This is a genomic window from Cryptosporangium japonicum (genome assembly GCF_039524755.1).
Classification (GTDB): Bacteria; Actinomycetota; Actinomycetes; order Mycobacteriales; family Cryptosporangiaceae; genus Cryptosporangium; species Cryptosporangium japonicum.
The window spans coordinates 242,913-267,317 of the sequence record NZ_BAAAGX010000006.1 but is presented as its reverse complement, the minus strand read 5'-3'; the positions used below and the strand labels follow the sequence as shown (position 1 = coordinate 267,317).

Annotated in this window: 17 protein-coding genes; 15 read left to right on the top strand and 2 right to left on the bottom strand. The window is 72.0% G+C overall.

What is annotated here, in order from left to right; all coding sequences use genetic code 11:
- The first annotated feature begins 6 nt into the window (after positions 1–6).
- Complete coding sequence (locus tag ABD437_RS06125) at positions 7–2,196, top strand: eCIS core domain-containing protein (protein ID WP_344647746.1); 2,190 nt, start codon at positions 7–9, stop codon at positions 2,194–2,196.
- A gap of 3 nt (positions 2,197–2,199) precedes the next feature.
- On the opposite strand, the gene ABD437_RS06120 is transcribed toward ABD437_RS06125, so the two are convergent.
- Positions 2,200–3,546, bottom strand: a complete 1,347-nt coding sequence (locus ABD437_RS06120; RefSeq protein ID WP_344647745.1) for an RICIN domain-containing protein — start codon at positions 3,544–3,546, stop codon at positions 2,200–2,202.
- A gap of 223 nt (positions 3,547–3,769) precedes the next feature.
- On the opposite strand from ABD437_RS06120, the gene ABD437_RS06115 reads away from it, so the two are divergent.
- From ABD437_RS06115 to ABD437_RS06055, 13 genes are all read left to right on the top strand, one after another.
- Positions 3,770–5,356, top strand: coding sequence for a phage tail sheath subtilisin-like domain-containing protein (locus tag ABD437_RS06115; protein ID WP_344647744.1), 1,587 nt, complete (start codon positions 3,770–3,772; stop codon positions 5,354–5,356).
- Between the two features lie 30 nt (positions 5,357–5,386).
- Positions 5,387–5,830: a phage tail protein gene (locus tag ABD437_RS06110; protein ID WP_035858015.1), complete on the top strand. Its 444-nt coding sequence runs from the start codon at positions 5,387–5,389 to the stop codon at positions 5,828–5,830.
- Positions 5,830–6,276, top strand: a complete 447-nt coding sequence (locus ABD437_RS06105) for a hypothetical protein (RefSeq protein WP_344647743.1) — start codon at positions 5,830–5,832, stop codon at positions 6,274–6,276. The genes ABD437_RS06110 and ABD437_RS06105 overlap by 1 nt, the downstream gene beginning before the upstream one ends.
- Positions 6,273–6,431: a DUF6760 family protein gene (locus ABD437_RS06100; protein WP_344647742.1), complete on the top strand. Its 159-nt coding sequence runs from the start codon at positions 6,273–6,275 to the stop codon at positions 6,429–6,431. The genes ABD437_RS06105 and ABD437_RS06100 overlap by 4 nt, the downstream gene beginning before the upstream one ends.
- Positions 6,432–10,855: 4,424 nt before the next feature.
- Positions 10,856–11,293, top strand: coding sequence for a phage tail protein (locus tag ABD437_RS06095; RefSeq protein WP_344647741.1), 438 nt, complete (start codon positions 10,856–10,858; stop codon positions 11,291–11,293).
- Positions 11,293–11,994, top strand: coding sequence for a CIS tube protein (locus tag ABD437_RS06090; protein ID WP_344647740.1), 702 nt, complete (start codon positions 11,293–11,295; stop codon positions 11,992–11,994). Before ABD437_RS06095 ends, ABD437_RS06090 begins: the two co-directional genes overlap by 1 nt.
- Positions 11,991–13,853 (top strand): VgrG-related protein, encoded by a 1,863-nt coding sequence (locus tag ABD437_RS06085; RefSeq protein WP_344647739.1) that lies wholly within the window; start codon positions 11,991–11,993, stop codon positions 13,851–13,853. Before ABD437_RS06090 ends, ABD437_RS06085 begins: the two co-directional genes overlap by 4 nt.
- Before the next feature lie 19 nt (positions 13,854–13,872).
- Entirely contained in the window at positions 13,873–14,280 is a 408-nt protein-coding gene (locus tag ABD437_RS06080) for a GPW/gp25 family protein (RefSeq protein ID WP_344647738.1), read from the top strand.
- Entirely contained in the window at positions 14,280–16,235 is a 1,956-nt protein-coding gene (locus ABD437_RS06075) for a putative baseplate assembly protein (RefSeq protein ID WP_344647737.1), read from the top strand. Before ABD437_RS06080 ends, ABD437_RS06075 begins: the two co-directional genes overlap by 1 nt.
- Positions 16,232–16,774 carry a phage tail protein gene (locus ABD437_RS06070; protein WP_344647736.1) on the top strand — a complete coding sequence of 181 codons (543 nt, stop codon included), beginning with the start codon at positions 16,232–16,234 and terminating at the stop codon, positions 16,772–16,774. Before ABD437_RS06075 ends, ABD437_RS06070 begins: the two co-directional genes overlap by 4 nt.
- Before the next feature lie 22 nt (positions 16,775–16,796).
- A complete protein-coding gene (locus tag ABD437_RS06065) occupies positions 16,797–17,663 on the top strand; it encodes an NADase-type glycan-binding domain-containing protein (protein ID WP_344647735.1) in 867 nt (288 codons plus the stop codon).
- A gap of 90 nt (positions 17,664–17,753) precedes the next feature.
- Complete coding sequence (locus tag ABD437_RS06060) at positions 17,754–20,630, top strand: AfsR/SARP family transcriptional regulator (RefSeq protein WP_344647734.1); 2,877 nt, start codon at positions 17,754–17,756, stop codon at positions 20,628–20,630.
- Positions 20,631–20,717: 87 nt separating this feature from the next.
- Positions 20,718–21,323, top strand: coding sequence for a dihydrofolate reductase family protein (locus ABD437_RS06055; protein WP_344647733.1), 606 nt, complete (start codon positions 20,718–20,720; stop codon positions 21,321–21,323).
- Between the two features lie 23 nt (positions 21,324–21,346).
- On the opposite strand, the gene ABD437_RS06050 is transcribed toward ABD437_RS06055, so the two are convergent.
- Positions 21,347–21,964, bottom strand: a complete 618-nt coding sequence (locus tag ABD437_RS06050) for a hypothetical protein (RefSeq protein ID WP_344647732.1) — start codon at positions 21,962–21,964, stop codon at positions 21,347–21,349.
- A 57-nt stretch (positions 21,965–22,021) separates the two neighbouring features.
- Here ABD437_RS06050 and ABD437_RS06045 point away from each other — a divergent pair, with 57 nt between their 5' ends.
- Positions 22,022–24,394, top strand: coding sequence for a glycoside hydrolase family 2 protein (locus ABD437_RS06045; protein WP_344647731.1), 2,373 nt, complete (start codon positions 22,022–22,024; stop codon positions 24,392–24,394).
- The last annotated feature ends 11 nt before the right edge of the window (positions 24,395–24,405 follow it).

Below are 24,405 nucleotides of genomic sequence, written 5' to 3'. Positions count from 1 at the left end.
ACCGCCATGCACCGACACACGGACGGGTCCGCCCACGAGCCCCAGGGCCCGACGGCACGCGGAGCGACGTCGGCCGACCGGAACCCGGAGCCGGAGGCGATGGTGCGTGCGCTCCAGCGCAGCGCGGGAAACGGTGCCGTGGCCAGGGCGCTGGCCGCCGAGGTCACGACGACGGTGCCCGACGTCCTGCGCTCGGGCGGTCGTCCGCTGCCCGGCTCGCTGCGTTCCGAGATGGAGGCGCGCCTCGGGGCCGACTTCTCCGACGTCCGCCTGCACACCGGCCCGGCGGCGCAGCGGTCGGCCGCCGAGATCGGGGCGCGGGCCTACACGTCCGGACCGCACGTCGTCCTCGGCGCCGGGGGCGGTGACCGGCACACGCTCGCGCACGAGCTCACCCACGTCGTGCAGCAGCGCAGCGGCCCGGTCGCGGGCACGCCGGGCCCGGACGGGTTGACCCTCTCCGACCCGGGTGACCAGTTCGAGCGCGCGGCCGATGCGGCCGCGAGGGCGGCGCTGCGCGGCCCGGTGCCCGACGTGTCACCGGCCGCTTCCGACGCTCCGGCGGCAACCGCCGACGGCGCGGTGCAGCGGCTGGTCGAGGTGGCCGACGGAAGTGAGAAGCGCGCCCATACCGACGACAAGAACCGGGTCAAGCCTGAATTCACCCAGGCCGACGCGGCTGACCTGATGAAGCGGGTCACCGAGGCCGTCGACGCCAGCGGCGATCCGGAGCTTCAAGCCGCCTTCGCCGAGAACCTGGCCCTGGTCACTGCACAGGCCAAAAAGTGGGTCGCCGACACGGAGGTCGGCACTCTTACCGGCCACAGCGCGTTCGGGAGCAAACGTCGCGTCGTCACTTATCCCTCCTACCTGCAGGTCGCGCGCGCGCTCGTCGGATGGGTGCGCCAGAAGCCCGGCCGGCACGACGAGAAGGTGCTGGCCCAGCAGGTGTACGGCGACGAAGAGGTCGCGAAGCGTCTCGACACCGTGCTGCGCAAGATCGAGCACTGGATCGCCACATTGAAGAGCACGCCGCCCCGGACCTTCTTCAGCGGCGGCGAGAGTACGGAATGGCTCGACCTGGAGAGGCTCCGGAAGGAGTTGGAGACCGGGGAAGGCTTGATCAAATCCAAGGTGGAGGGGCATTGGAAGGAGTTCGGCACTTACCAGCACCATCTCGACATCCGCAACGACGAGGAGCAGCGCACGAGGTTCAAAGGGAACTTCATGGCCGTACTGCAAAATCCCGATCAGTACCCGCTCCGCGACAAGGTCGTCGTCATCCACGACCTGTACGAGTACTTCAAGCAGAGGAATTCGGGCCGGCCCAACGCGCAGACCGCAGGCAACGATCTGCTCCCCGATACGCCCCCCGAGGCGCTGGTCAGCAGCACCCAGAAGGTCGAATCCGGGAAACCCCCGGTCCGCGGCACGGACCGGGGAACCCACCGCGGCGGCACCACCCGTGACGAGGCGGCCGACTCGACGAAGATGGCCCGGGAACAGAACATCCCGGTGTACGCCGGCCAGTCGTCGACCGCGGCCCGGATGCTGTACCTCTCGCAGCTGGCGGGCGCGGACACCGAGGAACTCACCGCGGTCGCGCTGAGCATTTTCGCGTTCTGGCGGATCGACTACGACCACACGATGGACTTGGCCTACCACACGCTGCACGAGACGATGGACATCGCGAAGAACTTCGGGGTGCCCTACGACCAGGAAGAACGCGGCGCGACCTTCGACGTCTACGCCGACCGGATCAAGGTCGAGCGCCAGAAGCAGGAGCAGGAGCAGGAGCAAAGGCGGCAGCAGGAGTTCGAACGGTTCCTCGAGAACAGCGAACGCACGAACAACCAGCTCGACCGGCAGGGTCGCGTGCTGGTCCGCGCGGTCACCGCGCTGGAAGCCGACCACCAGACAAGGCTCACCGGTGGGTACGGGCACCAGAAGCGCCGCACCAACAGCCGCACGCTCCTGAACCGGTACCAGACCGCCGCGGCGGCGTGCCGAACCGCTCTGCAGAAGGTCACGACCGCATCGGCCGAGGAGCGGCCGCAGCGGGTGAGCGAGTACGAGAAAGCGGTCAGCGACGCGACGGCGCTCTACAAGGCCGTCACCGACCTGGTGAAAACACGCCGCATCGCCGCGGCGGAAGCCGCCGAAGACGCGATGGAGACCGCAGCGGCGCCGGTTTGACCGTCAGTTCTGAAGCAGCTGCCAGCGCTGCTGGTTCTCCAGGTCGCCGGTGCAGTCGGACGCGACGACCTTGTTGCCGGTGCCCATGTCGGTCAGGCAGTCGCCGGTGTCGACGTTCGTGATCTGCGACCGGTTGTTGCCCTTGTCCTCCACCCGCCACTTCTGCCGGTCGTCGACGCGGCCGCGCCGGATGTCGTCGGTGGAGGTCTCGCGGAGCCGCACCTCGGCCTCGCCCCGCCGCTGCTCCAGCACCAGCGTGCTCGACGTGGCCGGCACCAGCACGACGGTGTCGTCACCGGCCGGGAGGACGATCCAGCGCTGGTAGTCGCGCGCCGGCTGGGACGCCCGCGCGAGCAACCCGACGTCGGTGCTGTCGGTCGGGCGGGTGAGCAGATCGCCGACCCGGGCGCCGCTGATCACCAGCGACTGCTGCTGGCCCTGCTGGCCCTGCTGGTCTTGCTGGTCCGGTTGGGCGTCGCCGGTGTTCTGCTGGTCCGGGGGCGGCGGCGGGGCGGTCTGCCCGTTGCCCACGTCCTGGGCCTGGCCGGTGGGCGGCGCACCGGTCGGCACCGCGACCGCCGCCGGTGGGGCGTTCCGGAAGGCACGCGCTCCGTAGTAGACACCACTGCTGAGCAACGCCAGCGCCACCAGCGCGGCGGCGACGACGTAGAGCCAGCGGGGCAGCAGCGGCCGCCGGACGAACGTGCCCCGCGACTCCAGGCGGGAACCGAACGCGTCGACGCCGGGGCCGCCCAGCTGGCTCGTGACCGCGAACGGCAGCCGCTGTTCGCCGCGGAAGAGGTTGAGGCCGCGGGCCTGGATGCGCACCCCGGCCGACAGCGTGGAGCCCGGCGCGACACGCATCGCGGCCGGCGTCGGCCGGAACCGCAGCGCGTCCTCGTCGTCGCGGGCGCCCACCGTCACGTCGACCGGTGCGTTGCCGTTGTTCTGGAAGGTCAGTCGCGGGGTGGCGCCCAGGCGCCCGCGTACCGTGACCGGGTACAGCTCGGCCCGGACGTCGCTGAACGGGCTGACGTCCACCCGCCCCTCGGCGACGTCGAACAGGTTCTGGTTCTGCTGCGAGCGGACCCGGACGCCGTACGGTGTCGGCCCCGCGGGCGCGGCGGCCGTGCGCGGTGGCGCGAACGTCACGGTCACGGTGCCGCGGGCGCCCGGGTACAACCGCAGCGTGCTCGGCTCCACAGTGGTCCACGGTGCCGGTGCCCCCACCACCGAGAACGAGTACTCGCTCACGGTGTCGTCCTCGTTGCGTACGGTCAGTGTCACCTTGGCCGAACCGCCGGGTTCGACGGGCACCGACGCGGGTTCCAAGGACGTCCAGCTACTCATGCCCGCACGGTAGGTCCGGCATCGACCGGCGACACCGGCCCGAGAGGCACGCCTCCGGGCAGACCCGCTGCCCGTCCGGGCAACCGGTCTGCCTCCCGTTGGGTCCGCGTGCCTGTTTCCGTCGATCCCCGCCCGCAGCACGCTGGTTGGTGATCCGCGCCCGGCGCGGCACCGTCCCCGCCGCGTGGGACACACCCCAGCGACTGATCAGCGAGGAGTCGTCATGCCCACCTACCTGTCGCCAGGCGTGTACGTCGAGGAGGTGGCCGGCGGATCCCGACCGATCGAAGGCGTCGGGAGCAGCGTCGCCGCGTTCGTAGGGCTCGCGCCCACCGGCCCGCTGAACGAGGCCGTCCTGGTGCGCAACTGGGCCCAGTTCGTCGGCACCTTCGGAGACTTCAGCGCCGACGCCTACCTGGCGCACGCCGTCTACGGGTTCTTCGCCAACGGCGGCGGCGTGGCCTACGTCGTCCGGGTCGGCGACACGATCGGCGAGACCGAGGCGGGCAACCACCGGGCCCGCGCGGTCGCCCCGCCGTCCCGCTCGCGTGCGCTGCCCGACTCCGCCTATGCCGCGCTCGGAACGTTCCGGGTCGCCGCCGCCGACGGGGTCAGCGCCGACGGGCTCACCGTCGAGGTCGGCGACCCCACCGGCGACGGCCCGGAGGAGCGGTTCACGCTCACGGTCAAGCAGGGCGACAACGCCGCCGAGACGTTCGACGTCTCGGCCCGCCGGAACGCCCGCAACTACGTCGTCTCGACGGTGAAGCAGCGCTCGAAGCTCGTCGTCGTGGACGAGGCGGCACCGGCCTCCCAGCTGACCCGGCCGCCGAACCAGGCCGTGGCGGTGCCGTCCGCGCCGGAGCCGCCCGCGGCCGTGGCCGTGCCGCAGCGCAAGCGGCTCGAACCGACCCAGTTCCTCGGTGACACCGACGAACGCACCGGCCTCGGCAGCCTGGAGGCGCTCGACGAGATCAGCATCGTCGCCGCGCCCGACCTGATGGCAGCCTACGAACGCGGTGTGATCGACCTCGACGGGGTCAAGAGCGTGCAGCTCGGCATGATCGCGCACTGCGAGTCGCTGGGCGACCGGATGGCGATCCTCGACCCGCCGCCCGGTTACGGCGCGCAGGCGATCCGCCGGTGGCGCCAGGACGAGGCCGGCTACGACTCGACGCACGCGGCGCTGTACTACCCGTGGATCCAGGTGTTCGACCCCTCCACCGGCCGGCAGCGGCTGGTGCCGCCGAGCGGGCACATGGCGGGCATCTGGGCCCGCAGCGACGCCGAGCGCGGCGTCCACAAGGCCCCCGCGAACGAGGTGGTCCGCGGCGCCGTCGACCTCGAGCTGCAGATCAGCCGCGGCGAGCAGGACCTGCTCAACCCGATCGGCGTGAACTGCATCCGGGCGTTCCCCGGCCGCGGTGTGCGGGTGTGGGGCGCGCGGACCATCTCGTCCGACCCGGCCTGGCGCTACCTGAACGTGCGCCGCTACTTCAACTACCTCGAGGAGTCGATCCTGCTGGGCACCCAGTGGGTGGTCTTCGAGCCCAACGACCAGGCCCTGTGGGCCCGGATCCGTCGCAACGTGTCGGCGTTCCTGGTGAACGAGTGGCGCGCCGGTGCTCTCTTCGGTGCGACCCCCGAGCAGGCGTTCTACGTCAAGTGCGACGCCGAGACCAACCCGGCCGAGTCGGTGGACGCCGGCCGCGTGGTCTGCGAGATCGGCATCGCACCGGTCAAGCCGGCGGAGTTCGTCGTGTTCCGGCTCGCGCAGTACTCCGAGGGCGGCGGCGAGCTCACCGAGTGAGTTGTTTCTTCTAGTTGAGAGTGGATTGATATGTCTCTGCAGCCGGGTGACGCCCTCGCCGCACACAATTTCGGCCTCCAGATCGACGGGGTCACCGTCGAGTACCTCCAGGAGGTGTCCGGACTGACGTTCGAGCAGGACGTCATCGAATATCAGCAGGTCTCGTCGGACGGCAAGCCGGTCACCAAGAAGATGCCCGGCGTGGCCAAGGCCGGCGAGTGCACGGTGACCCGCGGCATGACCGAGTCGCCGGCGTTCACCGAGTGGATCAACGCGTCGATGGCCGGCGACATGGGCAACGCGCGCAAGAACGCCACGATCATGCTGATGGACTACCAGAACTCGCCGGTCAAGCGGTACAACCTGCGCAACGCCTGGTGTTCACGCATCGAGACCAGCGGGGTGCGTGCCGGTGACGCGTCGGCGCTCACCGAGCAGGTGACGATCACGTACGAAGAACTGGTCATCGAGTGATGCGTCGGACCGCGCCTTCTGTGTCCGCGTCTCCGGCTCCGGCTCCGGCTTCGGTTCCAGCAGCGATTCCTTCTGCGCTGCGCACCGAATTCTCGTTCGAACTTCCCCGGGGTTATGTGGACGAGCTGGGCACGGTCCATCGGGCCGGCACGATGCGGTTGGCCACCGGCAAGGACGAGCTGATCCCGCTGCGTGACCTGCGCGTGCAGGAAAACCCGGCCTACCTGTCGGTGGTGCTGCTGGCCCGGGTGATCACCGGGCTCGGCACGCTCCCGAACGTGCACGACGGCATCGTCGAGAACATGTTCGCCGCCGACCTGGCGTTCCTGCAGGACTTCTACCGCCAGATCAACGCCGAGGGCCACACCAGGGCCGCGGTCGCCTGCCCGCACTGCGCGGAGACGTTCGAGGTCGAACTGGGTGGGAGCCGCCTGGGGGAATCGTGACGTACGCGGCCGAAGCGATCCACGCCGAAACCGCGTACCTGGCGTTCCACCTGCACTGGAACTTGTCCGACCTGCTGGAACTGGAACACCACGACCGGCGCCGATACGTCCGCGAGACCGCGGCGCTGGTGGAACGCGCAGAAGGGAACGGGTGAGCGATGGCAGGCCGCTTCGCGCGTTGGCGTCGTTCCAGGGGTGTTCCGACCGGCGAAGCCGGGTCGGGGTCTCCCGGGGGTGCCGGGTCTTCCGCCGGCTCCGGCGGCGTTGGATCTCCTGGCGGCGAGGCCGGAACACCGGTTCCGCGTCCACGCGGGGATGCATGGACCAATCTGCCGCCGATGTCGGTGCTGGCCAGGCAGAAACCAACCACTGCCGGTTTCGACGCCCACCTGGCGAGCCATTCCCGCCCGCTGGTGACAGGGGGTCTCGATCACCTACGGAACGCCAGCGCACCGGCGGGAGTGCTCCGCGATGCCTTGACGCCAGTCCGGCGGCCGCGTTCGAAGCCGCGCGAGCTACCCGCGTTGTCGCTGCCGGTCGTAGCATCGGGGCCCTCTCCGACGACCGCGGTGCAACGCCGATCGCTGACCGAAGCGGCGGCATCGAAGCCGCACTCGGCTCCCGGCGCTGACTTCCCCAGCGCCGGGGGCCCCGGCAGTAGTGCTTCGTCGGCCGTGCGACCAGGCCACCTCACCTCACCCGGGCCTGGTGCGACCACGAGTTCCAGCCCGGGCGCAGCCGTGACTCCCGACTCGGGCGCTGCAGCACTCAATTCTGCGAGCGCGGCGCGCCCGGCCTCGGTTAGCGCCCCCACGGTCGGAGTCCAACGAAGCAAGGCCAACCCTGCCGCCGGGGTGCGCTCCAGCTCAGGAACCACCCCTGCCACGCGACCCAGCGACACCTCGAACCTCGGGCGCCCGGGCGCGACCACGAACCCCGATCTGGGCCCGCGACCTGGCACGCCCCAGAGCCCCGCCGGGGGCGCACAACCTGGCGCGGTCACGAATTCCGGTTCGAGCGCACAGCCCGGTCCGGGCCAGACCCCGGGTCCATCGACGAGCTCCGGCTCGGGTGCACAAGCTGGTGCGGTGGGCAGCCGTGGAACCGGTCAGCCGTCCGGACCAGCACCCAAATCGGCAGGTGAGCGCCCCGTACGTGGCGGCCTGGGCGCGCCTAGGAACACCGGTTCCGCCGCGGAGATCCGCTCGAACACTCCCAGCGCGGCAGCACATCCGGGTAGCCACGGCGCGGCCACCCAATCCGGCGCGCACAGTGCCGCGAAACACTCCACTGAGCTCGGCGCGATGGATCGCTCGGGTCGCCCCGGCACCGCAGGAGGCTCCGGCGGACCCGAAGCGATCAAGCGCTCGGCTGGGTACGGTGCGCCGGCGCACTCGAGTGGGCCGGGGTTGGCGGGGGTTTCGAGCGGGTCGGGTGTGGCGGGGACTTCGAGCGGGTCGGGAGTGGCGGGGAGTTCCCGCGGGTCAGGCGCGGCTGTAGCTTCCAGCGGGTCGGGCACGGCTGGGCGGGCGGGGTCGGCCGCGGCGGCTGTTCAGCGGGTGGCTGACGGTCAGCGGCCGAGCGGTGGGCGACCTACCAGGTCGGCCGGCGTTGAGCAGGGTGCAGTAGCTGGGCCGGTCGGCACCGAGCAGGGTGCAGTAGCTGGGCCGGTCGGCGGCGAGCAGGGTGCAGTAGCTGGGCCGCGAGGCGCTGACGCACCTGGAAGGCACTCGAACTCTGCGTCGGGCGTGCCGCGCTCGGGCACTGACTCGGCAGTGGACAGCCCCACCGCCGGGGGCCAAGCCTCGCGGGTTCGTCCGGATGCGGGCCGACGACCCACGCTGGGTCTCGGCGCCCCACTGGCGCCAGGAGTCACTTCCACCGCAGCAAACCCGGGCGTGCCCTCCGAGCGCAGCGTGGCTCGAACGCCGACCAAGGGCACCACTCCCGCCACCCGGACAGTGCCGCTCGCACCGACCAGCCCACCGCCATCCGCGAGCGCGAAACCACCCGCTGCCAGCGGTGCACCGTCCCCCGGCGCGACACCCGCCCTCGGCCCCGCACGAACATCAACGCCTGGCCCCGCCCCAGCCGTCCAACGCGCACCAGCCATTAGCCCCGCACCCACCCCTAAGTCCGCACCCACCCTCGGCCATGCTCCTGGCCTTGGTGCTGCGCCTGCTCCCAGCACTGCGCCTGCTCCCAGCACTGCGCCTGCTCCCAGCACTGCGCCTGCTCCCAGCACTGCGCCTGCTCCCAGCACTGCGCCTGCTCCCAGCGCCGCGACTAGCCGTGGGGCCGTGCCTGGTCATGGGGCCGTGCCTGGTCATGGGGCCGTGCCTGGTCATGGGGCCGTGCCTGGCCATGGGGCCGTGCCTGGCCATGGGGCCGTGCCTGGCCATGGGGCCGTGCCTGGCCATGGGGCCGTGCCTGGCCATGGGGCCGTGCCTGGCCATGGGACCGCGCTTGGCCATGGGACCGCGCCTGGCCGTGGCGGTGTGTCCACTCCGAGCGCTGCGCCCGCTCCTGGGGCCGCGCCCGCCCCCAGCACGGCGTCGGGCCGCGGAGCTGCGCCCGCCCCCAGCACAGCGCCGAGCCGCGGAGCTGCACCCGCTTCCAGCACGGCGCCCGCTCTCGGAGCCGCGACTGACCGTGGGGCCGCGCCTGGCCGTGGCGCGGTTCTTGGTCGTGGCGCCGGACCTGGGCTTGATGCCGCGTCTGCGCTCGGCGCGGGACAAGCGCCATCTCCCGGTTCTGCGTCTGCCGTCGAGGGCGGACCGGTTCTCAACCGTGCGCCGGCACCGACCGCTAACTCCGCGGCTGGCATCGAACGCACGCCGGGCCTTCATCGCGCGTCGGCTGGCGAGCGCACATCGGCCCCTAACCAGCCACCGGTCGTCGAACGTGCACCAACCGTCACGCAGGCCCCGGCCGTCAAACGTGCACCAGACTCCAGCCACACTTCAGCCCTCGATCGCGCTTCGGCCCCTAACCACGCCTCGGTCCCTGAGCGCGCACCGGCCCACCAGCGTGCGATAGCTCCTCGGCACGCGCCAACTCCTGACCACGTGCGAACCCCGAACAAGGGGCCCACCCCGAACCACAGGCCAACCTCGAACCAGGCGCCTGCCTCGAATAGTGCGCCTGTCCGGAATCACGCGCCTGTCCCGAACCACGCGCCTGCCGCGAACCATACGCCTGCCGCGAACCATACGCCTGCCGGGAATCACGGGCCTGTCTCGAATCATGCGCCTGTCCGGAACCAGGCGTCCGCGCCGAACCACATTCCTGCCCTGAAGCACGCGTCCGCGCCGAACCGCGCGCCCGTACTTGGTCGCGCGCCTGCTCCTAGTCGCGCGTCGGGGCCTGATCGGGCATCGGCGCTTGATCGTGTGTCGAGCCGTCGGGTGCCGGTCGTGAGTCAAGGGCCGTCGGACGGGCTTGTAGCTCCGCGGGGTGCCGCTGCCTCGGCTGCCGAGGGGCAGGCGGGATCGGCCGCGTCCTCCAGGGATGTGCCGGCGCCGCATCAGGCTGGGCCCTTGCCGGAGACCTCCACCGCTCCGGCTGCGATCGTGCGGGTTCAGCGGGCGCCGGTGCGACCGGCTCCGACCGGTACGCGGCCGATGCTCGGGAGTGCGCCGCCGTTGCCCCTACGGGTCGCGTCGCCGTTGCCTCTACGGGCTGCGTCGCCATTGCCTCTACGGGCTGCGTCGCCATTGCCTCTACGGGCTGCGTCGCTGTCGCCCATGGGAGCTGGGCCGCCGTTGCCGCTGCGAGCTGCACCAGCGGCCCGGACCGCTGGACAGGTACGGCGAGCTGAGCGGACGGTTCCGGTGCGGCCGCCGGTTTCGCCGGTCCCGCTTAGGCGGATTCCGGTGGCCGAGGGGTCGTCGCGTCCGGTGGCGGTTGCTGTTGCGCCTCTTCAGCGTTCGGCGAACGCCCACTCTCATGGTCGCCGCAACACGCGGCCGACGGTGCCCGGGCCAAGCCCCACGCCCCAGCCCGTGCAGAGACACCCAGCGCAGACGCACCCCACCCGAACGCACGTCACCCAAACGCGCCCCATCCAGACGCGCCTCGCGCAGCCGGACCACGCGCAGAACCAGCCAGCGCAGCACCACCCCGCGCAGAACCCACTCACGCAAAACCAGCTCGCCCAGACCCCACTGGCGCAGCACCAGCCCGCGCAGCACCAGCCTGCGCAGCACCAGCCTGCGCAGCACCAGCCCGCGCAGAGACCCCCCACGCAAACCCAGTCCGCACAGAAACCCCCCACCCAGCTCGCCCCAGCAAAAGCCTCGCCCGCGAAGGCCCTCCAGACACACCCCGCACCCAAAGATCCCTCACGCACCCCACCGGCCCGAGCAAGCACCACCACCCCGATCCAACGCACCACCACCCCGATCCAAGGCACCACCACCCCGATCCAACGCAGAACCACCCCCCAACCCACCGAACTCGACGACCTCGCTCACCGCCTCGTCGAGCCGCTCAGTCGCCTCCTTCGTGCCGAGCTACGCGCCGACCGCGAGCGGATCGGCCGCCTGCGTGACGCACGTTTCTGAAAGGACGCACCGCCATGCCGCCCGCTCTCGACCCGGCCGCCACCGTGTTCTTCCGGCTGGCGATCGACGGCCAGGATCTCGGCCTGTTCTCCAGTTGCGACGGTCTGTCGTCGGAAGTGGTGATCGAGACCAGGGAAGAAGGCGGCAACAACGACTTCGTCTGGCAGCTGCCGTCGCGCGTCACCTTCTCGACGATCACGCTGGGCCGGCCGCTCACTCCGGACACCGCGAAGGTCGCGGCGTGGATCTCGTCGATCTCCAAGGGCATCGAACGCCCGACCGCGCAGATCGCCGCCCTCCGCGCGGACGGGTCCACGGTCGCGCAGTGGGGGCTGATCGAGGTGCTCCCGGTCCGCTGGACCGGCCCGAGCCTCGACCCGGGCAACCCCGGCGTCGCCACCGAGACGTTGGAGATCACCCACCACGGCTTCACCGACGCCGGGGCGGTCTGATGCCGCCCCGCGGACGCAACGCGAGCCTCGTCAAGGCCAAGCTGACGATCAACCGTCCACCGGCGGGCGTGGGCGGCCGCCTCGCCGAGGTCGAGTTCCAGTTCAACCCGTCGCAGCTGCAGATGTCCCGGTCGGCGTCGTGGCACACCCAGCCGGCGGTGGCGTACACGAAGGGCGCCACGCCGGAGTTCGCCGGGGTCAGCCCGGCCACGCTCGAGGTCGAGGTGTTCCTTGACGCGTCCGACCGGCCCACCGGGTCGAAGGTGCAGCAGCAGGTCGATCGGCTCCTGTCGTGCTGCGAGGTGGAGCCGCAGAGCATCGCGGCGAAGAAGCCGGCGCCGCCGTGGGTGCGGTTCTCCTGGGGTTCGTTCACCACGGTGGGGTTCGCCGCGAACGTGCAGAGCGTCAACGCGACGTACACGCTGTTCAGCTCCACCGGGGAGCCGCTGCGTGCGGCCTGCCAGCTGTCCCTGACCGAGATCCCGCTCCCCACCAAGGGCCAGAATCCGACGTCCGGCGCGCGCTCGGCGACCCGCGTCCACCGGGTCGTCGCGGGTGACTCGCTGGCGAGCGTGGCCTGGCGCGAGTACGGCGACCCGACGCTCTGGCGCGCGGTGGCGCGGGCCAACGACATCGACGACCCGATGCGATTGACGATCGGCAGCGAGCTCCTGCTCCCGTCAGCCGGAGAGATCACATGACCCGAATCCTCACCAGCGTGCTCGCCGTCGAGGTAGACGGCGCCCCGCTTCCCGACCCGCTGAACGCGCTGCTCCTGGAGGGCTGGGTCGACACCAGCGTCACCGTGCCGGCCGCGTTCGGCCTCACGTTCACCGACCCCTACGGCACCGTGCTGCGCGACAACCGGCAGCTGACCGTCGGCGCGAAGGTGAAGCTCTCCGCGATCACCGACGGGACACGCAGCGATCCGCTGCTCACCGGCGACATCACGGCGCTGGAGATGGACGCGGACACCGCCGGCCGCACGCTGCTCGTGCGGGGGTACGACCCGGGGCACCGGCTGGTCCGGGTCCGGCGCGTCGCGGGCTATCCGAACATGACCGCCGCCGACATCGTCCGGAAGCTGGCCGGGCAGGCCGGCGTGCGCGTCGGCCGGATCGACCCGACGCCGACCGTCTACGACCTCGCGACCCAGCCGAACCTCACCGACTGGGACTTCCTCACCCGCCTGGCCCGCGAGAACGACGTCCGCCTGTACTTCGACGAGGACGGCGCGCTCCAGTTCCGCGAGCTGCCGAAGGCCACGTCCGCGCCGTCGGACACCACGCCGTCCACGCAGAGCCCGTTCGTGCTGGAGTTCGGCGTCAACACCCAGCGCAGCCGCGTCGGGCTGACCGCGTCCGGCCAGGTCAAGAAGGTCGAGGTGCGGGGCTGGGACGTCAAGACGAAGCGGGCACTGAGCGCCGAGACCCCGGCCGGTACGTCGACCGACGTCCAGCCGGATCTGACGCCGGCCCAGCTCGTCGCGAAGTTCGGCAACGCGGGCCTGGTCGAGGCGAGCGTGCCGTACACGACGCAGGCGCAGGTGCAGCACGCCAGCGAGGCGCTCGCGCACGACGTCGCCGGGTCGTCGGCCGAGCTCGAGGTGACGGTCACCGGCAATCCGTCGCTGCGGCCGGGTCAGCCGGTGGCGGTCAACGGCGCCGGGTTCCCGTTCGAGGGGCGCTACACGGTCACCGACGCGCGGCACGTGTTCGCGTCGGGCCGGCAGTACGTCACCCGGGTGGGGGTCAGCGGCCGCCAGTTCCGGTCGCTCTACGGCCTCACGTCGGGCGGCGCCGACGACGCACCGAACCTGCCCGGCGTCGTCATCGCGCAGGTCAGCAACGTGCGTGACCCGCTGGACATGGCCCGCGTGAAGGTCAAGTTCCCGTGGCTGTCCGACACCTACGAGAGCGACTGGTGCCGGGTGGCGCAGTTCGGCGGCGTCCGGGGCGGCGGGCTGATGTTGCCCGACGTCGACGACGAGGTGCTCGTCGCGTTCGACCGCGGCTCGCTGGAGCACCCGTACGTGCTCGCCGGCCTCTACAACGGCAAGGACCGTCCGACGAAACAGTCGGGTGGCTTGGAGGCGGTGGACGGCACCAGCGGCCGGGTCAACTGGCGCAGCGTCACGACCAGGGCGGGGCACGCGCTCGAGTTGATCGACGCGCCCACCAGGGCGGGGAGGGGCGTCCGGCTGCGGACCGGAGACGGGAGCCTCTCCGTGCATCTCGACCAGAGCAAGACCACGGTGACGATCGACAGCGACGGCACGGTGAGCATCAGCGGCACCCGCGCGGTGAAGATCCGCTCGGCCGGTGACCTGGACCTGAGCGCCGCCCGCTCGGTGACGATCAGCGGTGGTGCCGCGGTCAACATCCGGGCCGGTGGGCGCGTCGGCGTCAACGCCGGCGGCGCGGTGATGATCGACGCGGCCGGGGCCGTGAACGCGAAGGCGGTGGGCCCGGTGAGCGTGCAGTCGGCGGTCAACACGTCGGTCACCGCGACCACGATCACGCTCACCGGCGTCACGTTGCGCAACGGCGTCCCGTTCTGAGTTCCCAGGAGATCCAGGAGTGAGCGAGCAATTCGTCGGCGCCGGCTGGGCGTTCCCGCTGCGGACGGACACGTCCGGCGCGGTGGCGCTGGTGCGGCGCGAACGAGAGATCGAAGAGGCGATCCGCCTGGTGCTGGCCACCGCACCGGGGGAGCGGCCGATGCGTCCGGAGTTCGGGTGCGCGATCCACGATCTGGTGTTCGCCCCGGTCAACGAGGCGACCGCCGGGGCGATCCGGCAGGAGGTGCGGCTGAGCCTGGACCGGTGGGAACCGCGGATCGACGTGGCCGACGTCGTCGTGACGATCGACGACGGTGACGCGACCGTGCTGCTGATCGACGTGCAGTACGTGGTGCGCGGCACCAACAACCCGCGCAGCCTGGTGTTCCCCTTCTACACGATCCCGGCGATCGAGGGCGGCCGCTGATGGCGCTGCCCGCACCCAACCTCGACGACCGGCACTTCCAGCAGTTCGTCGACGAAGCGAAGCGCTACATCCAGCGCACGAGTCCGGAGTGGACCGACCACAACGTCTCCGATCCGGGCATCACGCTGATCGAGGCCGTGGCCCACATGGTCGACCAGCTCGTCTACCGGCTGAACCGGGTGCCGGAGAAGAACCACCTGGCGTTCCTCGACCTGCTCGGCGTCACGCTGTTCCCGCCGTCGGCGGCCGCGGCCGACGTCACGTTCTGGCTGTCGGCCCCGCAGACCGAACCGGTCGTGTTGCCCGCGGGCACCGAGGTGGCCACGCAGCGCACCGAGACCGACGAGGCGGTGGTGTTCGCGACCGGCTCCGCGTTGACGATCCCGGACACCTCGCTGGAGCGGGTGCTGCGCCAGGTGCGAGGCGGCGAACCCGAGGACCGCACCCGCGAACTGCTCGGCGACGGTGACGTCCCGGTGTTCGGCGACCCCATCCAGCCGGGCGACGTCGTGCTGTTCGCGCTGTCCGCGGCCGTGCCCAGCTGCACGGTCGTGCTGGAGCTGGAGAGCCGCGTCGACGGTGTCGGCGTGGACCCGCGGCAGCCGCCGCTGCGCTGGGAGGCCTGGACGCCACGCGGCTGGCGGGCCTGCGAGGTCGACCGGGACAGCACCGGCGGGCTCAACCGGGGCGGCGAGGTCGTGCTGCTCGTCCCGCCGGGGCACGCCCGTTCGGCGATCGCCGGTCACCAGGCGGGCTGGCTGCGGTGCCGGGTCGTGGAGCCGGCGAAGGGCCAGCCGTTCTACGCCTCGTCACCGACGCTCCGCTCGGCGTCGGGGTACACGATCGGTGGCACGACCAGGGCCGCGCACGCGATCGTCGTCCGCAACGAGTTGCTCGGTGAGTCCACCGGCATGCCGGGCCAGCGGGTGCGGCTGCCGCACCGCCCGGTGCTGGCCGACGAGCCGCCGCTGACGCTGGAGATCGCCGCCGACGACGGCTGGTACCTCTGGAACCCGGTCGGCGACTTCGGCCGCTCCAAGCCCGGCGACCGGCACTACACGCTCGACGCGACCGCGGGTGAGATCGCGTTCGGACCGTCGGTGCGGCAGCCGGACGGTTCGCTGCGGCAGTACGGCGCCGTGCCGCCGGTGGGTGCGGCGATCCGGGCCGCGCGCTACCGGGCCGGCGGTGGCCGCACCGGCAACGTGGCGCGCGGCGCGATCCAGGTGCTGCGTACCTCGATCCCGTACATCGCCCGGGTGGAGAACCGGGAGAACGCGACCGGTGGGGTCGACGGCGAGACCGTCGAGGAGGCGAAGCTGCGTGCGCCGATCGCGCTGCGTGCGCAGGACCGGGCCGTGACCGCACGCGACTACGAGGAGCTGGCCCGGCAGGCCGCGCCGGAGGCCGCGCGCATCGCCTGCCTCGGCGCGGACGCGGCCGAGAACGGCGAATACGCGGTCCGTCTGCTGGTGGTGCCGCAGGCGGTCGCCGACCCGGGTGGGCGCCTCCGGTTCGAACAACTGGTTCCCGACGACGCCCTGCTGGACCGGGTGACCCGCTACCTGGACGACCGGCGGCCACTGGGCACGCGGCTCTCGATCGGGCCGCCGTTCTACCAGGGCGTCACCGTGTCGGCGACGGTCCGTGCGTTCGGCCGGTCCACCGCCACGCGGGTACGGGAGACCGCGCTCGCGAGCCTCTACCGCTACCTCGATCCGCTCGTCGGCGGCCCCGACGGCACCGGCTGGCCGGTGGGCCGGTCGCTGCGTGCCGGTGACCTCTTCGGTGTCCTCGCGCAAGCCGCCGGCGTCGAGCTGGTCGAGGACGTGCAGCTGATCGCCGTCGACCCGCTGACCGGGCGCCGGGCCGACCCCACCGACCGCATCGACCTCGGACCGGCATCGTTGTTCTTCTCCTACGAGCACTCTGTGCAGGTCAGGGCCGCCCGATGAGGGGCGGCGGCGAGGACCTGGGCAGCAGCCACCCGATCGGCGCGAGCCTTCCCGGCGTCTACGCCGAGGACGACCTGCTCCAGCGCTTCTCGGGTGGTCTCGACGCGGTGCTCGGCCCACTGATCAACGTGCTGGACTGTCTGCCGGCGTATCTGCGGCCGGAGACCGCGCCTCCGGACTTCCTCGACTGGATCGGGGGCTGGGTGGGCGCGGGTAGCGACCCGCACGGCGATCCGGAGCCGGTCCGGCGCCGTGCCGTTGCCCTGGCGACGGCCGCGCACCGCCTGCGCGGCACCCGCCGCGGGCTGGCCGAAGCCGTCGCCCTCGTGTTCGGGGTCGAGCCGGAGATCACCGAGAGCGGCGGCGCGACCTGGTCGGCCCGCCCGCTGCAGGCCTTCCCCGGTGACCCGCGGCCGTCGGTGCGGGTCCGGCTGCGTGTCCCGGACCCGGCCGCCGTCGACGTCCGGCGCCTGAACGCCGTGGTGGCCGACGTGTGCCCGGCCCACCTGCCCTTCCAGGTCGAAGTCGTCCAGCAGTGACCCCACCGAAGAACGGATCCCGATGAGCCAGCCCCCGAACCCGCCGGACGAGACCGACCGCGACCCCGAGGACGACCCGACGACGTCGGCGGCCGACCGCGCCCGCGCGCTGTTGCTGCCGGTCTCGTCGCCGACGCCACCGCCCCCGTCCACCGAGGACGTCGTCCCGCCGGTGCTGCCCGGCCGGCCGGAACCGCCGCGGCCGAACGCGCAGGCGCAGCGCAGCGACGACGAGCAAGGCGTCACCTGCTGGAACTGCGGGTTCGGCAACCGGACCGACCGGGTCTTCTGCCGCAACTGCGGAGTCGAACTCGCCCGGGTGCCGCAGGCCGCTCCGCCGCCGCGCCCGAAGCGCAGCCGCAAGGGCCTGTTCATCGCGCTCGGCGCGCTCGCGGCGGTGATCCTGCTGGTGCTGATCGCGATCCCGCTGGTCGGCCTGGTCCGTGACCAGCTGGCCCAGTCCGACCGGGCGACGCCGGCCGCCGCGCAGGCCTCGGTCGCCGACCCCGGTCACCCCGCGCAGGCGGCGTTCGACGACAACGACAAGACCTGGTACGGCACCGGTCAGGGCGGTGACTCGAGAGGACAGACGCTCACCGCCCAGTTCGGTCAGCCGGTGGACTTCACCGGACTGCGTATCGTGCCCGGCGCCACGAGCAAGGACGAGCAGGCCCGGCCGCACCAGATCGAGGTCGTGTTCACCGACGCGCAGGGCGGCCGGTTCCGCGAAGTGGTGACGCTCGACGATTACGAAGCGTCGTTCCTGCGTGTCCGCGTCGACCGGTTGGTGCGCCTGGATCTGACGCTCGCCTCCGCCTACGGCGCGGGCGCCGGCAAGCAGGTGGCGATCCGCGAGGTGGCGCTGTTCGGCAAACCGTCGGGTCGCTGACAGATTCCACGATGTCCGGACGGCCCGAACTTGACCACGTATTGTGATGTCTGTCCGCAGTGGCCCTCTTGAGGAACTCGAAACACGACGATGCGATTCTCGGTGCTGGGCCCGGTCCGGGCCTGGCGGGGTGAAGTCGAACTCGATTTAGGCCCTGCGCAGCAACGATCTGTTCTCGGAGTCCTTCTGCTCCGGGCCGGTTCCCCGGTCTCGCTGTACGAGTTCATCGACGTTCTCTGGGGTCCGGAGGCGCCGGGCACCGCTGTCAACATCATCCACCGCTACATCGGTCGGCTACGGAGAGTGTTCGAGCCGGAGTTGTCCGCACGCGAGCCGGGACGATGGGTGGCCCGCGGTGCCGGCGGCTACCGGCTCGACGTCGCGGCGGACGACGTCGACCTGTTGCAGTTCCGCGAGCTGCGGCTCCGGGCGGCCCAGGTGGGCGCGGAATCGCCCGCGGACGCGGCCGAGCTGTTACTGAGCGCACTCGAACTCTGGGGTGGGCCACCGGGCGCCGGCCTGCCGCCGCAGGTCGCGGCGCATCCGCTCGTCACCGCGGTGGACGGCGAGCGGCTCCTCGCGGTGAAGGAGGCCGCGGACCGGGCCGCGGCGGCTGCCGACCCGGTGCTCGCCGAGCGGCTCCTGCTGCCGCTGCGTCAGTGCGCGGCCGAGCACCCGTACGACGAGGACCTGCAGGCCCGGCTGATCCGGACGCTGCGGGCGGCCGGACGCCAGGCCGAGGCGCTCGACGTCTACTCCGCGGTGCGGCTCGAGCTGGCCGAGGCGCTCGGGCTGGACCCCGGCCCGGAGCTGCGCGCCGCGCACCAGGCCGTGCTGCAGTCCGAGCCCGAGGCGCCGGCACCGGCGGCTCCGGAAGCTCCGGTCCGGGCCCCGGCGGCGCGGCCGGCCCAGCTTCCGGCCGACGTCTTCGGGTTCACCGGGCGGCGGGCCGAGATCGCCGCGCTGGAGTCGCTCGTCGACGAGGCCGACGGCGGGTCGGGCTTCCCGGTCGTGACGTTCGGCGGGATGGCCGGCATCGGGAAGACGACGCTGGCGGTGCACGTCGCGCACCGGCTCGCCGACCGGTTCCCGGACGGGCAGCTCTACGTGGACCTGCGCGGCTTCCACCCCGGCGACTCGGTCACCAGCCCGACCGAGGCGGTCCGCCTCTTCCTGGACGCGCTCGGTGTCCCGGCGCAGCGCGTGCCGACCGACCCGGACGCGCGGATCGCGCTGTACCGGAGCCTGCTGGCCGACCGGCGGATGCTCGTCGTGCTGGACAACGCACGCGACACCGACCACGTCCGTTCCCTGCTGCCGGGCTCGGCCGGATCGTTGACGCTGGTCACCAGCCGGAACCCGCTGCAGGGTCTGATCGCCCGCGAAGGTGCCCGGTCGACGCCGCTCGACCTGCTGTCCGACGACGAGGCGCACGAGTTCGTCGTCCGGCGGCTCGGCTCCGCGCGGATCGCCGGTCAGCCCAACGTCGTCGCCGAGCTGGTCGCGCTGTGCGGTGGGCTGCCGCTCGCGCTGGCCATCGTCTGCGCCCGCGCCGCACTGCACCCCACGTTCCCGTTGAGCACGGTCGCGGACGAGCTGCACGAGAGCCGGGACAGCCTGCAGGCGTTCGCCGGTGAGGACCCGGCCAGCGACGCGCGCGCGGTGTTCTCCTGGTCCTACCGGGCGCTCAGCCCCGCCGCGGCCCGACTGTTCCGGCTGCTCAGCGTCCATCCCGGGCCGGAGTGCTCGATCGCGGCCGCCGCGGCGCTGGCCGGGCAGTGCCCGGACGACGTCCGGCCGGTGCTCGCCGAGCTGGCCCAGGTGCAGCTCATCACCGAGCAGGCGCCGGGCCGGTTCGGCACGCACGAACTGCTCCGCGTGTACGCCACCGAGCGGGCCACCAAAGAGGACTCGACCGAGCAGACCGCGGCCGCGATGCGCCGCCTGCTCGACTACTACCTGCACAGCGCGCACGCCGCGGACCAGCTGCTCGCACCGGAGCGCGACCGCGTCACGCTGCCGGCCGCGCCGCCGGACATCCGGCCGGAACGGTTCACCGAGCCGCGCCGGGCCGGGAACTGGCTCGACGTCGAACGCACGACGCTGCTGTCGGTGATCGAGCTGGACGCCAGGGACGGCGACGGGCGGCACAGCTGGCCGCTCGCGTCGGTGCTGGAGATCTACCTGGACCGGCAGGGCCGGTGGGAGGACCAGCTGGCCGTGCAGACCGCGGCGTTGAGCGCCGCCGAGCGGCTCGACGACCAGCAGGGCCTGGCGCACGTGCACCGCTCGCTGGGCTTCGTCAACGGCCGGCTGGGCCGGTGGGACGACGCCGACGGGCACCTGCGTCTCTCGCTGGAGCTGTTCGAGAAGCTCGGCGACCGCAACAGCCAGGCCCGCGTCTACCGGTACCAGGCTTTCCTGGCCAACACCCGCGGCCAGCACCGCGAAGCGCTCTCCCGCTACCGGCACGCGCTGACGCTCTACCGGGCCACCGGCCGACGATCGGGCGAGGCCAGCACGTTCAACGAGATCGGCTACACGTACATGTTGCGGGGCGAGAACCGCAAAGCGCTCGTCGAGTGCGGTCGCGCGTTGACGATCCACCAGGAGATCCACGACTGCAACGGCACCGCGGCGGCCTGGGACAGCCTCGGCAGCGCCCACCTGAACCTGCGTGAGTACGCCGAGGCGCTGAACTGCTTCGCCCACGCGCTCTCGATCTACCGCGAGATCCACGACCGTTACCTGGAAGCCGACACGCTCGACCACCTCGGCGACACGCACGCCGCCGCCGGCTCCGACGCGCAGGCCGCCGGGGCCTGGCAGGCGGCGATCGTCATCCTCGAGGGCCTCGGCCACCCGGACGCCGAACACGTGCGGGTCAAGCTCGACGAGATGACCCGGCGCGGCTCCGGACAGGGCCGGACCCTCCGCTGGCTCCCGGACGGCCGCAGCAGCGCGTGACACAGGTCACATTTGCGGACGTCGAGCGGGAGCGGGCGGCTCCGACACCCTGCTGACAAGAGTTCGCAACGCTGCTGGAGGTACCCGATGTCCGACACCACCTGCCACATGTCGATCTCGCTCGACGGCTTCGTCGCCGGGCCCGACCAGAGCCGGGAGAACCCGCTGGGCCGGCGCGGGCTGGAGGTGCACAGCTGGCACGTCGGCGACCCGCGGGCGACCGAGGCCGACAAGATCGCGGCCGAGTGGCTGATGCGGCCCCGGGGCGCGTACGTGATGGGCCGGAACATGTACGGCCCGATCCGCGGCGACTGGGACGAGGACTGGTCCGGGTGGTGGGGCGCCGAGCCGCCGTACCACGCGCCGGTGTTCGTGCTGACCCACCACGCCCACGACCCGATCGAGATGGAGGGCGGGACGACGTTCCACTTCGTCACCGAGGGCTTCGACGCGGCCTACGCCGCCGCGCGCGAGGCCGCCGGCGACCGGGGCGTGGACATCGCCGGCGGGGCCTCGACCGTCCGGCAGGCCCTGATCGCCGACGTGATCGACGAGCTCACGCTCGACATCGCGCCGGTGCTCCTCGGCTCGGGTGAGCGCCTGTTCGACGGGGTCGAGTCGTTCGGCTTCGAACCGGTCGAGGCGCTGCACTCCCCGCTGACCACCCATGTCCGCTACCGCCGGGTCCGCTGACCCGCGCCGGCGCCCCGCGCTGGTTACTCCGTGACCTCGCCGGCGTCGAGTTCCTCGAGGCGCACCGGGTCGCGGCCGTCGAACACCACGAGCACACCCTCCGGATCCGGGGCGCCCTCGGCGAACCGCACCACCCACTGCGGCCCGGCGTAGAACGTGATCTCCGGTGAGGTCAGTTCGTCCGCACCGGTGAGCGTCTCGGCCGCCAGCCTCCGCGCCGCGGCGACGTAGCCGTCGGCGTCGAACAGGACGTCGGCCAGCAGGAGGAGATCGACGTCGGCGAGGTCCTGGTCCTTCTCCAGCAGGATGCTGTACCACTCCTCGGTCAGGAAGCGCCACAGCACGATGTCGTCGGGGCCGTCCTCCGGGTCCACCAGGAAGCGCAGTGCCTCCACCGTCGAGGCGTCGATGCCCGCGCGGGCCTCGGCGCGGCGCGGGTCCGCGTCGAACGCGTCGATCGCCTCCCGGGACGGGAAGCTAAGCAGGTGCGCCTCCACGCTGCCGTCGGCGGACTTCTCCCGCCGCTCGACGAGCGCGCCGTGGCTGGGGAGCAGGCCCAGCACGGCGTCCTCGTACCGCGTCAGAGCCGGAGCCTGATCAGCGGGGACGCGAATGAATGCCACCATCGTGAGGCCGGTCATGGCTCGACCCTACCTACGACGGCGTCACCGCCGGAGCGACCAGAGAGCGGGGACCCGATGATCTCCCAGCACGATCTCGGCGGCGCGTGGACGCTGTGGTCGGACGGCGGCGCGCCCTCCACCGCGACCGTTCCCGGCTGTGCCCACACCGATCTGCTCACCGCCGGTCTGATCCCGGACCCGTTTCTCGACGACAACGAGAAGGCGGTCGCCTGGGTCGGCCGGACCGACTGGACCTACGCGCGTGAGATTGCGTGGCCGGGTCCGAAGCCGGAGCGGATCGACCTGCTCTTCGAGGGACTCGACACGGTCGCCGCGATCGAGCTGGACGGCGTCACGCTCGGTGCGACACGCAACATGCACCGCTCGTACCGGTTCGACGTGACGTCGTCGGTCGATTCGACCCCGCGGCCACTGCGGGTGCGGTTCACGTCCGCCTACGTCGAGGCCGAGGCCGTGCGCGAGGAGCTCGGGCCGCGGCCCAACGCGTACCCGGAGCCGTTCAACTTCATCCGCAAGATGGCGTGCAGCTTCGGCTGGGACTGGGGTCCCATCCTGGTCACCGCGGGCATCTGGCGGCCGGTGCGGCTGGAGGGCTGGAACACGGCCCGGCTGGCCACGGTGTTACCCCTCGCGACCCACTCCGACGGCGTCGGCCGGCTGGCCCTGACCCTCGACGTGGAGCGCACCCGGGCCCGCGACCTCCGCGCCCGCGTACTGGTGGACGGCGAGCAGGTCGCCGTGCTGGACCTCCCCGGCGCCACGACCGGCGCCCGGTGCGCCGTCGAGGTCGGCAAGGTGACGCCCTGGAGCCCGCGTGGCCACGGCGAACCCACGCTCTCCGAGCTGACCGTCGAACTGCTCGACGGCGACGTCGTGCTGGACCGGTGGAACCGCCGCACCGGTTTCCGCACGGTCGGGATCGACCGGACCGGCGGCGGGTTCGTGTTCCGTGTCAACGGCGAGCCGGTTCTCGTCAAGGGCGTCAACTGGATCCCCGACGACGTCTTTCCGTCCCGGATGACCCGCGAACGCTACGAGCGACGCCTGCGCGCGGCCGCCGACGCCGGCGTCAACCTGGTGCGGGTGTGGGGCGGCGGCATCTACGAGGACCGCGCGTTCTACGAGATCTGCGACGAACTGGGCCTGATGGTGTGGCAGGACTTCCTGTTCGCGTGCGCCTGCTACCCCGAGGAGGAGCCGCTGCGCTCCGAGGTGGTCGCCGAGGCGCGGGAGAACGTCACGCGGCTGGCCGTGCACCCCAGCCTGGTCACGTGGAGCGGCAACAACGAGAACCTGTGGCTGTACGAGGCCATGGGCTGGGACACCGGGCAGACCTGGGGCGAGAAGTACTACCTGGAGACGCTGCCGGCCATCGTCGCCGAGCTCGACCCGTCCCGGCCGTACCAGGCCGGTAGCCCCTGGCCGGGCCGCCGTGACCTCCCACCGAACGACCCCGACCACGGCACGTTCCACTCGTGGGACGTGTGGAACCGGGAGGACTACGAGAACTACCGGAACTCCGCGCCGCGGTTCGTCGCCGAGTTCGGCTGGCAGGCGCCGCCCGCCTGGCGCACGCTGCGGGACGCGGTGTCCGACGAGCCACTGCGCCCCGACTCGCCCGGCGTGCTGCACCACCAGAAGGCCGAGGACGGCAACGGCAAACTGGCCCGCGGGCTCGCCCCGCACTTCGGCGTGCCCGACGACGTCGACGCCTGGCACTACCTCAGCCAGCTCAACCAGGTCCGCGCGGTACGCACCGGCGTCGAACACTGGCGTGCGCACTGGCCGCACACCGGCGGCTCGATCCTGTGGCAGCTCAACGACCTCTGGCCGGTGACGTCGTGGGCCGCGATCGACGGGGCCGGGCGCTTCAAACCGCTGTACTTCGCGCTGTCCGAACTGTTCGCCGAGCGTGCGCTGACCATCCAGCCCCGGGACGGCGGCCTCGTCGTCGCCGTGCTCAACGACAGCCCACGGCCGTGGACCGGCCAGGTGACCGTCGAACGGCCGACCACGGGCGGCCGGCACTGCGCCGACGTCGTGGTGGCGCCCCGGTCGGTGGAGCTGGTGCCCGTGCCGGGTTCGCTCGCCGACGCGGAGTTCCTGGTGGCCCGGCTGGACGACGAGCGTGCGCTGTGGTTCGGCGTCCCGGACAAGGACTTCCCCTATCCCGACGCCGAGCTGGCGGTCACCGTCGAGCCGGTTCCGGGCGGGCTGGACGTCCGGGTCGAGGCGCGCACGCTGGCCCGGGACGTCCTTCTCCAGGCCGACCGCATCCATCCGCGCGCGGTGGCCGACCGCGGCTTCGTCACGCTGCTGGCCGGCGAGTCGGCCGTCGTCCGTGTCCGCGCACCGATCGAGCTGGACCCGGGCTCGGTGCACGAGCCCTGGGTGCTCACCGACCTGGCGTCGGTGCTGAAGCGGTAGTGCGGAACCGT

Coding starts and splice junctions, on each gene's coding strand:
- ABD437_RS06125 (WP_344647746.1), top strand. CDS start 7: ATGCACCGACACACGGACGGGTCCGCCCACGAGCCCCAGGGCCCGACG.
- ABD437_RS06120 (WP_344647745.1), bottom strand. CDS start 3,546: ATGAGTAGCTGGACGTCCTTGGAACCCGCGTCGGTGCCCGTCGAACCC.
- ABD437_RS06115 (WP_344647744.1), top strand. CDS start 3,770: ATGCCCACCTACCTGTCGCCAGGCGTGTACGTCGAGGAGGTGGCCGGC.
- ABD437_RS06110 (WP_035858015.1), top strand. CDS start 5,387: ATGTCTCTGCAGCCGGGTGACGCCCTCGCCGCACACAATTTCGGCCTC.
- ABD437_RS06105 (WP_344647743.1), top strand. CDS start 5,830: ATGCGTCGGACCGCGCCTTCTGTGTCCGCGTCTCCGGCTCCGGCTCCG.
- ABD437_RS06095 (WP_344647741.1), top strand. CDS start 10,856: ATGCCGCCCGCTCTCGACCCGGCCGCCACCGTGTTCTTCCGGCTGGCG.
- ABD437_RS06090 (WP_344647740.1), top strand. CDS start 11,293: ATGCCGCCCCGCGGACGCAACGCGAGCCTCGTCAAGGCCAAGCTGACG.
- ABD437_RS06085 (WP_344647739.1), top strand. CDS start 11,991: ATGACCCGAATCCTCACCAGCGTGCTCGCCGTCGAGGTAGACGGCGCC.
- ABD437_RS06075 (WP_344647737.1), top strand. CDS start 14,280: ATGGCGCTGCCCGCACCCAACCTCGACGACCGGCACTTCCAGCAGTTC.
- ABD437_RS06070 (WP_344647736.1), top strand. CDS start 16,232: ATGAGGGGCGGCGGCGAGGACCTGGGCAGCAGCCACCCGATCGGCGCG.
- ABD437_RS06065 (WP_344647735.1), top strand. CDS start 16,797: ATGAGCCAGCCCCCGAACCCGCCGGACGAGACCGACCGCGACCCCGAG.
- ABD437_RS06060 (WP_344647734.1), top strand. CDS start 17,754: ATGCGATTCTCGGTGCTGGGCCCGGTCCGGGCCTGGCGGGGTGAAGTC.
- ABD437_RS06055 (WP_344647733.1), top strand. CDS start 20,718: ATGTCCGACACCACCTGCCACATGTCGATCTCGCTCGACGGCTTCGTC.
- ABD437_RS06050 (WP_344647732.1), bottom strand. CDS start 21,964: ATGACCGGCCTCACGATGGTGGCATTCATTCGCGTCCCCGCTGATCAG.
- ABD437_RS06045 (WP_344647731.1), top strand. CDS start 22,022: ATGATCTCCCAGCACGATCTCGGCGGCGCGTGGACGCTGTGGTCGGAC.